Genomic DNA, 12,614 nt, shown 5'->3' with positions numbered 1-12,614 from the left:
TTAATAAGGACATAAAATGAGTTCAGCAGTTACACCACAGCTAGTTCAGAGAGTATTCGAGCTGTACTTAGAGAACAAACTCGTTGTTAATCGCAGATACCAAAGAAAGCTTGTTTGGACAATCGAGGAAAAAGAAAAATTTATAGATTCATTGGCCAATGGGTACCCGATTCCCATGATATTGACATCAAAACAAGAAGGAAGTGGTGATGACATTGGAGTTTTCGAGATTTTAGATGGACTACAGCGTTTGAATGCTATTACATCTTTTCTTGAATGTGACTTTTCTCTCAATGGAGCATATTTTGATTTAGAAACAACTTCCCTAACTAAAAGTTTAAAAGATAAAGGGATCTTAAATCAGAAGGCCCCAATTTTAGAAGCTAAAGTTTGTTCTTCAATACTTAATTATCAAATACCATTTTTAACTACACACATAAACACTCCTGCATTTATAGATGAAACTTTCAGAAGAATAAACACTGGAGGAAGAAGATTGTCAATGCAAGATGTACGACAAGCCGGATCACTAGGAATAGTTCCCGAGACAATAAATAAAATATCAAACTACGTCAGGAAAGATTCTTCCAGGACTGATATTGTGACACTTAGAAATATGAAGAATATAAGCATAGGTGATGATAGGTTAAATTATGGAATAAACATAAAGGATATTTTTTGGGTCAAAGGTGATATTATTAGGAAAGAAGATATAAGAGAGTCGAGGGATGAAGAGTTAATAACTCATTTACTTAGCTATGTATCTGTTCCTAAAGAGTGTCATACAACATCAGACTACTTAAATAAGGTTTATGATTCAACTACAAAAGAGCATCAAAATTTAGCAAGCACACTTGAAAAATATAAGGAAGATTTCATTATAAAATCTTTTAATTATATATTTGATGAGCTTAATAAAGTATTTAAGGATGACAGAGGGAATTTCTCTGATACGATTTACTCTAATCAGAAACAAAAATCATCACGATGCTTTCAGATTATATTCCTGTCTATGTATGAGCTAATAATAAATGAAAGTATGGAAGTCTCAAACTATAAGGACCTCCATAGTTCGCTGAAAGGAATTTATGATAAGCATTATAAGTCCATTATGGGAAATGGTAGAAAGTGGCATAACGATGAAAGAACCAGCTTAATTGAGGCAACTAAAGGGATTATATCAAAACACTTTATTAAATCCAAAGTTAATACTTTTGAACCAGGTAATTGGATAAGAAACATAGAAAACATTATTAATGAGTCCAAGACGGAACAGCAATCATATGATTTTAAAATGGGGTTAATCACGTTAGCTAATAGTAAAAAAGAGTTTAATTTTGCTTTGGTTGATAAAATATTAAAAACATTGACAGCAATGACAAATAGTATAGGTGGGGAGTGTACTGTCATTGTTGGTGTTGCGGAAAGCGAATCTGATGCAAAGGATCACGAAGCGAAATTTAAAAGGAGTTATATAAAATACTCAAGTAAATTCATAGTTGGCATTGATAGTGAGGCTGAGTATTTACATGGAGGAGTAGACCAATATCTGAAGCAACTTAAAGATTATATAGGGAAAAGTAGCTTGATTTCAGAGGAATTCAAGAGGAAAATTTTAAACAGATTATCGAACTTTACCTATAAAGAAAAAGAAATATTAATATTTAGGGCTGAGAGAGGCCCATCGCCTGAGGCTTATGAAAATAAATATTTTGAGCGACATCTATCTCATAATAGTGAAATAAAACCTGGTGCTGCAATGAATGACTTATTCAGAAGGTTTTAATAATTTATTCTACTGGTATTTTTTATCTATGGGGTGCCTAATTATGGGCGCCCTCAGCAAGTAACTATCCTTACTTATATTTAATGAATTTTAAGCTTTTATTTTCCCCTTCGAAATAGCTAAAATATTTTAAACTGTTTTTTAGTTTGAAAATGTTTGCGGTTAGTCATTACTACAATTGTCTCAGATAGACTTTCCACACTGTAGTCAACTTTTCGCTCTTAGTTGACGATTGAGTAGCGATTAATCCACATTACACTATCAGCAATTATTTCAGAGCGTCATTCACAATGACGAACAGAACCAATAACAGAATAAATCCGATGATACCTAAAATGATACTCGCGTCACTATCCATGTGCATATTGCCATTACCAGCTAGTAGGTAAGCAGCGATAACAAAAGGAATGCAGAGAGCAGGGTGGATGGTGATCATTACGGCGACCAGTATTAGGCAGACTATAAATAGTGTTGATGTCATGTTTCCCTCATTTTAGCGCCCGAACTTTTCCCGAGAATTTTCGAAATAGCTGATAAGTATATGATCATGTTGATCTTTTAAAGACGGTGTTAAACGTAGGCTAAAGGTCATAACTCTGATTATCTTATTGTTTTATATAGATAAATTTAAGAATTCTCACCTTTAGGAATCGTATTCGGTCTTTTTTTAATTTATTGATTTTAATGATATTTTTCTGTTTCTCCCGAAATCCCCCGAAATTCCCCCGAAATCCTATACTCGGCCTAAATCTCAACCCACTCATTTTTACGTGAATCCAGGTATACATTCGTCATTTTCATCGATTTGTGTCCAAGCAATTTCTGTGCAAATTCCTTACCGTATTCCGCTTCATAAAGACGAGACGCCAAGCTGCGGATCTCGTGAAAACTGGGAGGGGATATTTCATAAACCAGATCGGTCGCCTTTAATGCTTTAACAAATGCTTTGGTGAGCGAGTCTGCATTTAATGCCCCCGGTTCTCTGCCTGAATTTTTACTTGGCGAGCTGATGAGATATTCACTTTTACTGTTATTCAGGCACTTTTCTATAATTTCCCCAACCGTGGTATTCATTATTTCCAGCCGTAATGATAGCGATATCGCAATCTGCATCTTGGTTTTACTCTGGACTANATAAACCAGATCGGTCGCCTTTAATGCTTTAACAAATGCTTTGGTGAGCGAGTCTGCATTTAATGCCCCCGGTTCTCTGCCTGAATTTTTACTTGGCGAGCTGATGAGATATTCACTTTTACTGTTATTCAGGCACTTTTCTATAATTTCCCCAACCGTGGTATTCATTATTTCCAGCCGTAATGATAGCGATATCGCAATCTGCATCTTGGTTTTACTCTGGACTACCCAAAGCTTGCCGTCATGAACATCGCTTCTTTTTAATTGCCGCACATCATCACGGCGTTGGCCAGTAATCAGCGCCAGAGCCAGGCTAAGTTGAACCCAGCTCCGCTGTTGGCCAGCAGCCTCATAAATCTTGCAAAAGGCGGCATAGTCGAGCCGTTCCCGCTTAACTTTTGGTGACGGCGTGCGTGTTGCTTCCACTGGATTGGTGCTAATTAAACCATCAGCTATTGCTTCGCGAAAAACATCAGACAAAACAGAACGTAGATTTACCGCCATCGAACTTTTACCATTATCGACATAGGTATTAATAAAATCAGCAATATGCTTGGTGGTCACAGTCTCGATCGGCCTATCTCCAAATTCTTGCTTAATATATCCGATTTGCAGGACTCTCATTTTCATGGTGTTCTCAGCCAGTTCGCGACGCTTTAATAGTTCTGAATAGCGCTTTAGCCAACTCGCTACGGTAAAATAGAGATTGTCTTTGAACTGGAATGGGTGAGTTTTGTCTCTGCTTGATGAATTGAATGATGACGACAGCTCGCTAGCTGGCTCTTCGTCAATACCCACGCGGAACGTGTCGTGATCGCCCATTTCCATTAGCACTTCTGGCCGCTCCCAACCCTGCGCGGCTGCTTCTTCCTTGTGTTCATTGATATAGGCTTTCCAGAGATCGGAGGCTTTGATGTATTTCGGCGTTTCTTCCGACTTGACGAAATCCAGCACCATCTTCTGCATACCCGCTGTTAGGCGCTCCCCAACAGCATTGAGCGCCCAGCTTTCTTCCAGCTTTTTAGCTATGAGGATGTTGTAACGCGGCAGATCGACCATTTGCGAAATATTGGCCGGCAGAGCGTCCTCCAGCGCTTTCTTGACGGCGCGGGGGAAGTCACCCCACTCGAAGGTTTCCTTGATGGCCTTGTCGTACAGGCTGGAAACGTGTCGCTGTAGCATCGCTGAATATTCTGGCGACTGTTCGAAGGCCAGGCAGTGAGCGGCAATATCGGCGGCTAAACTGGTAGCTTTTGGTTTGATAGGGGCAGGATTAGCTGCCTGTTTTTCATTGGTCATTGGTCAGTCCTCAGTTTATGTTTTCGAAGTTGATTACTCATATCTGTGCGTTTTTCCGCTAAAACTAAACCTCCCGAATTAACCGGTTGATAATGTCTCGTTTTGAGGGGATGCGGAGCTGGTGAGCCAGTTGCCATGCTTTGCGCTGGCTCTGGGTTTTATGTTCTAACATTTTGCGGATAGTGGTCACCGGAATGCCGGTATCACTGGCAATCAAGTTTTCATTGTGGCCAGCGCGGTGAAACTGGTAGATAGCCAGTAAAACTTCCAGTGAGTAACGCTTACGAATGCCGATATCAACCGTACTCACTTGAGATAAACCACGCCATCGTTCATCACCCGCATAAATCGGTTTTGGCATCGGTCGATAGGGATTACCACTACGGATCTCTGCGCGGGAGCGCATTAGCCAGATGATGCAAGCGGTGTAGTCGCCCCGGTCATCTTCCTTAAAATAGCTGCCGGTGGTTAGGTTCAGTTCCTCATCCATCATGCGGCTTCCTTTTGTTTCTGCTCTGCTTCCCAGTCTTTGACGATTCGGGTGCATTGAGCATGTACCTGGCGGGCGCTGGCAGCCCCGAAGCCTTTGACGACATTAGTTGCGTCTACCACTTCGTGTTCAACTGCTTGGCGTGCTTGGTCTACAAATGCTTTTAATCCACCGTTGGTATATAAAACTGGTGCCGCATCATCCTTAATGATTACCTCGGGGAAGTTGATTTTGTTAGTCATATTGATTAGCCCTCAGATTTTGACAGCGATAGCCAGAAACATGAACGCGCCTAAAACACAGGCGAAGAAGAATTTCAGGCCAGATTGTTTGGGATACAGGTTGAAGTCGTCGCCGGTAACGCGGTGGCGGTATTGGAGTTTCTTGATGAATTCAATAGTCATGGTATGCTTTCCCATGGTTGGGTTTGGTCACTCAACCACGCTGATAATAATCTTCGTGGTTATTGTTCAGTCCTCAGTAGGTTTGCGGTTGGTCCCGCACTCCTGGGATAGCCCCAGCTTAATCGCTGGGGCTTTTCTCTTTATTGGGATAGAAGGAATATAAAAATGGCATTGCCTCAAGAATACAGAAATGAACAACTTGATAAACTAGAACGTGAGCTTCTGAAATATAATGTGGCTGAGCTTGAGAGTTTATCTCAAGAAGATTTTTATTTGTTAGGTATGTATATACAAACCTACAATTTCATTGAGTTTAATATTCAACGTGTTTTTCTTTTGTTAATGGATAAAGGAATAATATGTTTAACGCCTAAAGAGAATAGGATGAATATTAATTTTCCATTTATAGTGGGTAAATTGCTTCTATCCCTCGATAAACTTGAGTCAGACCCAGATAAAAAAATAGAAGTAGCAGAACGCATTAACGAAATTATTTATCGTAGGGACCACCGGAATGTTCTAGCTCATTGGGCAGGAAAGAAAATCCCCGGGAAAGATGCTTTCGTTTTTTTTACCTCTGATCTAGAAGATATGAAAAGGGTTAAGAAAATGAAAAAAGAAGATGATTTTATTATTACATCAGGATTAGTTCATTATGTAATTTATAATGCTGCTGACCTAAGGGGATTATTTACTCACATTCATGAATATGAAGTTTGGATAGCGCATAAAGCGGCTGAGTGGATTGAGAAGTTTAGTAATACTGAAATGTTAATAGATAAATCAGTTGTATAACCATTCTTCTTTTTTAATCTGGTGTCTTTCCGCCGTGGCCATTGCTAGGCAATATTTATAAATCACCTCGTTAAGGTCATCTTTGATGGTGTCGAAAGCGTCACAGCCGATCAGATGCAAATTGTGGCCACTGAACTGTAAAACAAAAAAGTTTTTCGCTGTTTCATCGGTGATGACCGATAGCAACTCTTTAACACGTTGGCTTATCCAGCTATCGTCAGAAACCAGCATAGCTTCCTGATGTTCCTCAGCGGCACGTTGGTAGTTGTATTGATACATACAGACTCCTTTAGGTGTTTCATTCATGCGCCTATTTTTATGGGGGAGCATGATCAAATCATTTATTCGTCGTCTTTCTTTTCGTTAATGCGTTGGAATGGATAACGCTCGGTATCTGGCTTTATATTGCGGTAGAAGTGGGAGCCAATTGATTCAGCGCCGGAGAATGCCGCGTAATCATCAGCGGATATGTTTTGGTAGTGATACAGGGCCGCCGGTTCACCTTTCGACTTAAAACGAATCGCCAGCGTGTTACTAATCGGGTCATGGCCGATGCTGTGGATCTGGGAAGATTCAATCTGCTGCATATTAATTGCTGATAATTTGCTCATTTGAGTTCCTTACAGGTAAAAAAAGAGCCACAGCCTAAGCTGTAGCTCTGATGGTTTGATTTGGGTTTCCTGCTAACTAATATCTATCGCACGCCGCGCGGTAACTTGCTGCATCCGCACATCTTCTGGCGGGCAACGGCGGCAATGCGTTTCTCTGGATCTGCTGAAGTGCGGGACTTGCTGGGTACGGCTGGCATATCTGGCATCGGCTTGCACCGCACCAAGACTAATACTGCTCTTTCAACGCGATTACTTTCACGCTTTGCCAGCGCCTGGATATGGGCATTGCGTTTCTTTGCCATACGCTTTTGACGAGATGTTGTGGCCATTGGTCAGTCCTCAGTTGGTTTATGCCGGGATATTTATCCACGCCCGGCCGTGGTTCTCGCTATACCCCTACAGCAAGAAATCAGATAAAGTCTTGTCACCCCTACAGTTAAAGAGTGAAGTTCATGTCTGAAAGCAAAGGAATTATTGCTAGGATAAGTGAATCCATGTCCAGCGTTGGTGGAGCTATTAAAGGCGCTGTTGGCGCTGCTAGAGAAATTCAGAATTTGACAGTGGACTATGTAGTTAAAGAAAAAACACATAGTTTGCTGGATAAACTAATGGACGTTCAGATGCAGCAAATGTCTCAGCAAGAGTTATTTATAGCGGCGAAGGAGCGCATTATTGAACTCGAAAATGAGAAAAAACAACGTGAGCAATGGGATGCAGAAAAATCCAATTACTTTCTTTATGAAGTTATTACCGGGACGCTTGTTTACCGAGTTGATATATCGAAGAAGCCAGACACACCTCTTCATGATATATGCCCCTCCTGTTATGAGCATTCGGTAAAGTCGATACTTCAACTTCAAGCATCCACAACTGTTCAAGATACGCATTTTTGTCCTACTTGTAAGGTTGAATTCCGCTTCCCAAGCACTACAAAGCCGAATGAATATATTAGAGTTCCGAGTTCATCTGGTAGATGGTAATAGAAGTCTTATCACCGTTGCACCCTCATAGAAGGCACACGGGTGATCCGTGGTTTAGCCTTAGCCGTGACCGGTACACGCGGACCGTTTAGTGTCACTTAACCTGTTTGTTAAAGAGCGTATCCATTGTTTCGGATGGTGGTGCTATTCCTGAATCTAAATGTAACTATAGTTTCGGATTGCGTCAAGTGAGATTTGATACTTTAGTTTCGACCACGGTTATGAAAAACCATTTAGTGTGGTTTTTCTGAAAGATAGGGGGTATTAACGAGGTGGGCAGTCTGATTTATTAAAGGTGGCGGTCAATGTCTCTGTAGGGAATTGGTAAATATAGTTAACTGAGCCTTGATATTTATCGATAAGAATGTTGTCGCAAAGTGCATGGGTAAAACTTTCTTTCGCAATGGCTTTAGCGTGAATAACTGTTTCGTCATCAGGATTCATATCATTGATTTTATATATATAATTAATGCTTTTTTCTTTGACAAACATATCAGTTAAAAGGGTGTTGTCATCCAAACGCTTAGGGATGCCAATTTTGACTTTTTCTTCAGCAAATGCTGGTACGGCTTTTTCCCAGATTGAAGCATTATCTGATTTGTCTGTTAGTGTGCGCCCTAAATCCTTACCGAGGACAGCAAAGATAGTCGCAACAATGAGAATAATAGCTCTCGTGCCCCATTTTTTGATAAAACCTATGAGGCTATTTTCTGTTGTTGCGGTAGGTTTTGCATCAAGAATGGTTTGCTGCCTTTTAGGCTTATCACTCAACCAGGGATTTGAGGGGGTTATTTGGTTTGGTTGACTGACTTGAGTTCCGCATGATGAACAATACTTGCTATGGGGTTCAACTGATGCGCCGCATTTCATACAATACATTGTTCTCTCCCTATAAGTTTTCCCATTTGGCTTCAACGACTACCCCAATAATACGGCAGTTACCATTGATTTTTATCATTGGATACTGAGGGTTAAGCGGTTTTAGATATTTATGACCAGCATCTTCAATATAACGTTTGAATGTGGCTTCATTATCATCAGTTAATTTAGCAATCACTAATTTACCCGAAGTGGGTTCGATATCAGGATTCACTAATACGGACATACCTTCTGGAATGGTTAGTCCCACCGGAGAGGTCATGGAGTCCCCTTTAACATCGAGCCAAAAAGCGTTTTGGCCCGCATATTTTGTCGTGGTGACCCAATTATCAATTTCGTTAAGGCTATATGGCTCAATAGCTTCAGACCAATTCCCCGCGCTAACCCAACTAATTTTAGGATACTCATAGGATTGTACTGGGTGCGAGTCTCTATTTTCTTTCACATTCACATCCCAATTAGCACTGGATGTGGATTGTAATTCAGGATTACCCTTTCCCGTCTGAAGCCATTCTGGATTGCATAAAAGAGCGCGGGCAATATTAAACAGCGTATCGCCATTAAAATTTTTGGTAAGCCCCAACTCAGCTTTGCTTATGGCAACCCGGGATACACCGGCTTTTCTGGCTAATTCTTCCTGACTAAGATTCAAAGCCGCTCTACGTTCGCTAACCCTTTCAGCCAGAGTGCTTGCCATTAAATTCTCCAAATATTGTGTATAGCTAAAATCTGACACCAAAGTAACACCATCCTTGGAAACTTTGTTTTCGTTGTGCTATTGCTTGATTCCGACACTTTAGTTACGCTTAGTGAGGAGGTTTCTATGAAACTGTATGAAATATTGAAATCTGAAATTGGCAGTAATGCGGAGATTGGCCGCCGCTTCCCTGCAAAAGGTAAGCCACGAACTGGGCAAGCAGTCGGTAAGTGGCGCTCACAAGGTGTGCCAGAAGACATTGCATTGTTGTGCCATTTATCTTCCTGCATCCCATACACCTATAACCCGGCCGACTATGGCCGTAACCCGGAAAACCTTAGCCTGGTTCTGACCAAACCAGCTCATCAGTAAAGATAGAGGACTGACCAATGACTATTAGCCCAAAGCGTTGGCTTGCTAACTGGAGAGCCAAACGAAAGACACAAAAAACTGTTACTCCTCTTTGCCCCCGCTCAACAAACGTAAATGGGGGGCGGAGTGTGAGTTTTCAGGATCTGGAGCATCTTGGCTTAGTCGTGCTGAAAGGAAAACCTCATTGCTTGAACCATCCAGAAGGGCAGCAAAGTGAGCAAATAATTCCTGACCCTCAGGTGAAATCTCCAGTGTCGGATGATTCATGATGGAATCCAGACTTTGCTTGATACGGAGCTTATCTTGATACGGAGCTTATGTTGTTCATCACTGCCGGATAGCACGGTAATGGCGACAACATCGACCAAGGCTCTAATGTAACTAAGGGAATTATCACTGGACATTGCGCCTCCGTGGCGGACTAAAAAAAGAAACGATTCATAGTTTATGTCCATGTGTGTAATCACCAAAGATATTTAAGGACTGACCAATGACCACAATTTATCAACCTGCCGGTATAACGGCAGGGGCTACGATAGCCTCTGACATCCGGCGGGAGTTGCTATCCCGCAAAAAGGTGGGAAAGAACGGTTTACCGTTCCATACTCACCCAGGTGCTTATACCGGGCAAGATGCTTATACCGGGCAAGATGCTTATACCGGCCGCATAGTGCCTCAGGTATTTAGCTCTACTGGTGCGGGTTATTGGGCGGCTGGATGTGGAGTATTGAGAGCGAGACCGCAGGAAAGTCACGAACATCTTGCGGTTTTTAACTGGCAAGCTGGTGGTAATACATCATCGACGCTTGGACTTGGTGAGATTAGTGGCTCATTACAGTGCAACAATATACCTGCGGTTCTCTTCCCCAATAAGCAGGAAATAATGGGTGGACAGCATCCCAATGCTGGCTTGGGAGTTGACGTCTGTCCAACGTTAACTGAAGCAATGGGGATGGGGGGCGGTCATATTCCTATCACTCATGGCCCACTATATGCTTTTAGTTTTAAAGATTCAGGTGGGGATGCTTCTGTTGAAATATCTCCAACTCTAAGGGCTGGTAATAGTAGTGAGAGCAATGCCAATGGCGGGCAACCTCCAGCGATAGCATATGCTTTCGCAGAAGCAGTTCGATTACAGAATGGGGACGGACAAATAACGGGTGCTGTATCTGCTGGGGGCGGCAAGCCGGGGCAGGGATACCCAGCTGTATTGGCATTTCAAGAGCGCGGTCGTGAAAGTGGGCGATCCCTCGAAACGAACGGAGACTTAGCCTACGCACTGACCGCTCCATGCGGCGGTGGCCGGGCGCAAGAGCGCAATATTTGCGATTTTAGAACCATGGCAGTTCGCCGCCTTACCCCTCGTGAGTGTGAGCGCCTGCAGGGTATGCCAGATGACCACACGCTAATTCCCTACGGTCGTGCGATTCGCCCTGAAAAGCTGGACAAAGATTATGCCAAATATCAGATGCGCGGTGGTCGAGCGAAGACGTTTGAGGAATGTTGCGCCGCAGCATCAGATGGACCCCGCTACAAGGCTATTGGCAACAGCATGGCTGTCAATGTCATGCATTGGCTCGGACAGCGAATTGCCGCCGCACTGCCATCGCCGCTATACGATGTCATTTATGCCGATCCGCCGTGGCAGTATGGAAGTAAGCCAAATAGAGGGGTTCTGCTGGATTACTCAACAATGTCAGTTGCAGAACTATGCGGCATGCAGGTTAAAAGCATCGCCAGCCAAAATGCTGCGCTGTTCATGTGGGTGACGGGCGCCATGGTTTCGGAGGCACTAGCTGTCGGTGCTGCTTGGGGCTTTAAATTCATCCGGATCGATAAGGTATGGGAAAAGAAGAAACATACGGGTAGCAGGCACGGCGTTGTGGGACCATGGGGAATGAATGACGCTGAATTTTTACTGTTGTTCACGCGGGGTAAAGTCTGCGGCAACCAAACAGAGCGCAACCAGTACACCGTCTATGAGGAAAGATATACCGGTATCCATTCCGGCAAGCCTCATTTCTTTCGTGGACAGATCGAGCGGCGATTCAAAAATGCTCGTCGTATAGAACTATTTGCGCGCACTTCATCGCCCGGCTGGGACGTTTGGGGTGATCAGGCACCAAATGCCACCAGACTATCCCTCATAGAGCCGGAGGATACTTTATGACAACAGCACCGCGAACTAAGTCCCCGAGAAAGAAAAAGACTGAGGTGCTGGGCGTCCTGTTGCCTGGTGGTGGAATCAAGTACGCCACTGATCATGATCGCGAAACGATGAAAGGGGTGCCTGTGGGCACTCCAATTTCAATGAGTCCAATTGGCGACCGGCGCAACCTGAAGCATCACCGTAAATTCTGGAAATTGTTGGAGCTGGGTTTCTCATATTGGGTACCGGATTGGACCTTTGTTAGTGCGCCAGAGGAATGGATAGCCCATGAAGTGGCTAAAGCTGTAGGTAGTGCCGCTGGAGATCCAGAACTCTATGAGAATGTTACCAGGTCTATTGCTCAAGCGGTATTAGACAGGGTAATCAGGCAGCGCCAGAAGAGGTTTGATGGTGAGGCGGTAAAGACTGATGCTGCCTACTTCAACCACGTCATGATCAAGGCCGGATTCTATGACCTGATGCCCAACCCCGAGGGTGGTACATTGAAGCAGCGTTGGAGTATCGCGTTTGTGAATATGGATCAGGGCGCTTTTGACCGGATTTATCAAGGCGTGGCCGGTGTTATCTGGAATGAGACATTAGGGCAGCACTTTGATAATGAGTATGAAATGGAACAGGCAGTTAATCGGCTGCTGGAGTATTGATATGAAATCTCCGGCATTTAGAAGTAAAGCCCTGCGCGATTCTGCGCGGGGCCAATGCTGCACGCTCCAGATCCCCGGTATCTGTAACAGTAACCCAGAAACAACGGTACTGTGCCATCTGCCCAGTTCAACCCACGGCATGGGGTATAAGTCAGATGACTACTGGGCCGTATTTGGGTGCTCAGATTGCCATGATGTTATTGATGGCCGGGTGCCGTATGAATGGCGGGAGGGAGAGAGGGAAGAGGCCATTTTGGCAGCTTTATATTCAACTTTTAAAAAATTTATTGATTGTGGTGTAATTCAACTCGCCAAATAGTGATTTTTGTCATTGAATTACTAACGAACAATTG

19 protein-coding genes and 1 pseudogene are annotated in these 12,614 nt (G+C 43.2%); 8 read left to right on the top strand and 12 right to left on the bottom strand.

Annotated elements, in window-relative coordinates; all coding sequences use genetic code 11:
• Window positions 1-16: 16 nt before the first annotated feature.
• Entirely contained in the window at window positions 17-1,786 is a 1,770-nt protein-coding gene (locus OVO64_RS00420; RefSeq protein ID WP_267248510.1) for a GmrSD restriction endonuclease domain-containing protein, read from the top strand.
• 268 nt (window positions 1,787-2,054) lie between these two features.
• On the opposite strand, the gene OVO64_RS00415 is transcribed toward OVO64_RS00420, so the two are convergent.
• The 5 genes from OVO64_RS00415 to OVO64_RS00395 all read right to left on the bottom strand — a co-directional run bounded on the left by OVO64_RS00415 (window position 2,055) and on the right by OVO64_RS00395 (window position 5,113).
• Window positions 2,055-2,267, bottom strand: coding sequence for a hypothetical protein (locus OVO64_RS00415; protein ID WP_267248509.1), 213 nt, complete (start codon window positions 2,265-2,267; stop codon window positions 2,055-2,057).
• A gap of 263 nt (window positions 2,268-2,530) precedes the next feature.
• Window positions 2,531-4,219, bottom strand: a complete 1,689-nt coding sequence (locus OVO64_RS00410) for a site-specific integrase (RefSeq protein WP_267248508.1) — start codon at window positions 4,217-4,219, stop codon at window positions 2,531-2,533.
• A gap of 64 nt (window positions 4,220-4,283) precedes the next feature.
• The gene (locus tag OVO64_RS00405; RefSeq protein ID WP_145586751.1) at window positions 4,284-4,712 is read right to left on the bottom strand and encodes a hypothetical protein; all 429 of its coding nucleotides are present in this window, start codon (window positions 4,710-4,712) and stop codon (window positions 4,284-4,286) included.
• A complete protein-coding gene (locus tag OVO64_RS00400) occupies window positions 4,709-4,951 on the bottom strand; it encodes a hypothetical protein (RefSeq protein WP_267248507.1) in 243 nt (80 codons plus the stop codon). Before OVO64_RS00400 ends, OVO64_RS00405 begins: the two co-directional genes overlap by 4 nt.
• A 12-nt stretch (window positions 4,952-4,963) precedes the next feature.
• The gene (locus OVO64_RS00395) at window positions 4,964-5,113 is read right to left on the bottom strand and encodes a hypothetical protein (protein WP_154295109.1); all 150 of its coding nucleotides are present in this window, start codon (window positions 5,111-5,113) and stop codon (window positions 4,964-4,966) included.
• 165 nt (window positions 5,114-5,278) lie between these two features.
• Here OVO64_RS00395 and OVO64_RS00390 point away from each other — a divergent pair, with 165 nt between their 5' ends.
• The gene (locus OVO64_RS00390; protein ID WP_267248506.1) at window positions 5,279-5,908 is read left to right on the top strand and encodes a hypothetical protein; all 630 of its coding nucleotides are present in this window, start codon (window positions 5,279-5,281) and stop codon (window positions 5,906-5,908) included.
• On the opposite strand, the gene OVO64_RS00385 is transcribed toward OVO64_RS00390, so the two are convergent.
• The 3 genes from OVO64_RS00385 to OVO64_RS00375 all read right to left on the bottom strand — a co-directional run bounded on the left by OVO64_RS00385 (window position 5,897) and on the right by OVO64_RS00375 (window position 6,848).
• Complete coding sequence (locus OVO64_RS00385) at window positions 5,897-6,187, bottom strand: hypothetical protein (protein WP_145586234.1); 291 nt, start codon at window positions 6,185-6,187, stop codon at window positions 5,897-5,899. The two genes, OVO64_RS00390 and OVO64_RS00385, sit on opposite strands and share 12 nt — an antisense overlap.
• 62 nt (window positions 6,188-6,249) lie before the next feature.
• A complete protein-coding gene (locus OVO64_RS00380) occupies window positions 6,250-6,519 on the bottom strand; it encodes a KTSC domain-containing protein (protein ID WP_145586236.1) in 270 nt (89 codons plus the stop codon).
• Between the two features lie 83 nt (window positions 6,520-6,602).
• Entirely contained in the window at window positions 6,603-6,848 is a 246-nt protein-coding gene (locus tag OVO64_RS00375) for a hypothetical protein (protein ID WP_145586237.1), read from the bottom strand.
• Window positions 6,849-6,971: 123 nt separating this feature from the next.
• On the opposite strand from OVO64_RS00375, the gene OVO64_RS00370 reads away from it, so the two are divergent.
• On the top strand, window positions 6,972-7,499 hold the full coding sequence (locus OVO64_RS00370) for a hypothetical protein (RefSeq protein ID WP_145586239.1): 528 nt from the start codon (window positions 6,972-6,974) through the stop codon (window positions 7,497-7,499).
• 264 nt (window positions 7,500-7,763) lie between these two features.
• On the opposite strand, the gene OVO64_RS00365 is transcribed toward OVO64_RS00370, so the two are convergent.
• Window positions 7,764-8,378, bottom strand: coding sequence for a zinc ribbon domain-containing protein (locus OVO64_RS00365; protein WP_145586241.1), 615 nt, complete (start codon window positions 8,376-8,378; stop codon window positions 7,764-7,766).
• Window positions 8,379-8,388: 10 nt separating this feature from the next.
• On the bottom strand, window positions 8,389-9,075 hold the full coding sequence (locus OVO64_RS00360) for a LexA family protein (RefSeq protein ID WP_145586305.1): 687 nt from the start codon (window positions 9,073-9,075) through the stop codon (window positions 8,389-8,391).
• A 126-nt stretch (window positions 9,076-9,201) separates the two neighbouring features.
• Here OVO64_RS00360 and OVO64_RS00355 point away from each other — a divergent pair, with 126 nt between their 5' ends.
• Window positions 9,202-9,447, top strand: a complete 246-nt coding sequence (locus tag OVO64_RS00355) for a hypothetical protein (protein WP_053012621.1) — start codon at window positions 9,202-9,204, stop codon at window positions 9,445-9,447.
• Between the two features lie 81 nt (window positions 9,448-9,528).
• Here the strand turns inward: OVO64_RS00355 and OVO64_RS00350 are convergent, their stop codons facing one another.
• Both OVO64_RS00350 and OVO64_RS00345 read right to left on the bottom strand, forming a co-directional pair.
• Window positions 9,529-9,714, bottom strand: a complete 186-nt coding sequence (locus OVO64_RS00350; protein ID WP_145586243.1) for a hypothetical protein — start codon at window positions 9,712-9,714, stop codon at window positions 9,529-9,531.
• Complete coding sequence (locus OVO64_RS00345) at window positions 9,711-9,851, bottom strand: hypothetical protein (protein ID WP_186379533.1); 141 nt, start codon at window positions 9,849-9,851, stop codon at window positions 9,711-9,713. The genes OVO64_RS00350 and OVO64_RS00345 overlap by 4 nt, the downstream gene beginning before the upstream one ends.
• Window positions 9,852-10,513: 662 nt before the next feature.
• Between OVO64_RS00345 and OVO64_RS20585 the strand changes: the two are divergent.
• From OVO64_RS20585 to OVO64_RS00330, 4 genes and pseudogenes are all read left to right on the top strand, one after another.
• Window positions 10,514-11,050: pseudogene (locus tag OVO64_RS20585) on the top strand (phage N-6-adenine-methyltransferase); the annotation flags it as partial.
• Window positions 11,036-11,617: an MT-A70 family methyltransferase gene (locus OVO64_RS20580; protein ID WP_416371386.1), complete on the top strand. Its 582-nt coding sequence runs from the start codon at window positions 11,036-11,038 to the stop codon at window positions 11,615-11,617. The pseudogene OVO64_RS20585 and the gene OVO64_RS20580, both read left to right, overlap by 15 nt.
• Window positions 11,614-12,261 (top strand): DUF1367 family protein, encoded by a 648-nt coding sequence (locus OVO64_RS00335; protein ID WP_145586255.1) that lies wholly within the window; start codon window positions 11,614-11,616, stop codon window positions 12,259-12,261. Before OVO64_RS20580 ends, OVO64_RS00335 begins: the two co-directional genes overlap by 4 nt.
• Window position 12,262: 1 nt before the next feature.
• On the top strand, window positions 12,263-12,580 hold the full coding sequence (locus OVO64_RS00330) for a DUF1364 domain-containing protein (protein ID WP_145586257.1): 318 nt from the start codon (window positions 12,263-12,265) through the stop codon (window positions 12,578-12,580).
• Window positions 12,581-12,614 lie beyond the last annotated feature (34 nt).

Origin of the sequence: Yersinia sp. Marseille-Q5920 (assembly GCF_946902935.1) — a bacterium.
Lineage (GTDB): Bacteria > Pseudomonadota > Gammaproteobacteria > Enterobacterales > Enterobacteriaceae > Yersinia > Yersinia rochesterensis.
This window is presented reverse-complemented; position numbering and strand designations above follow the sequence as displayed.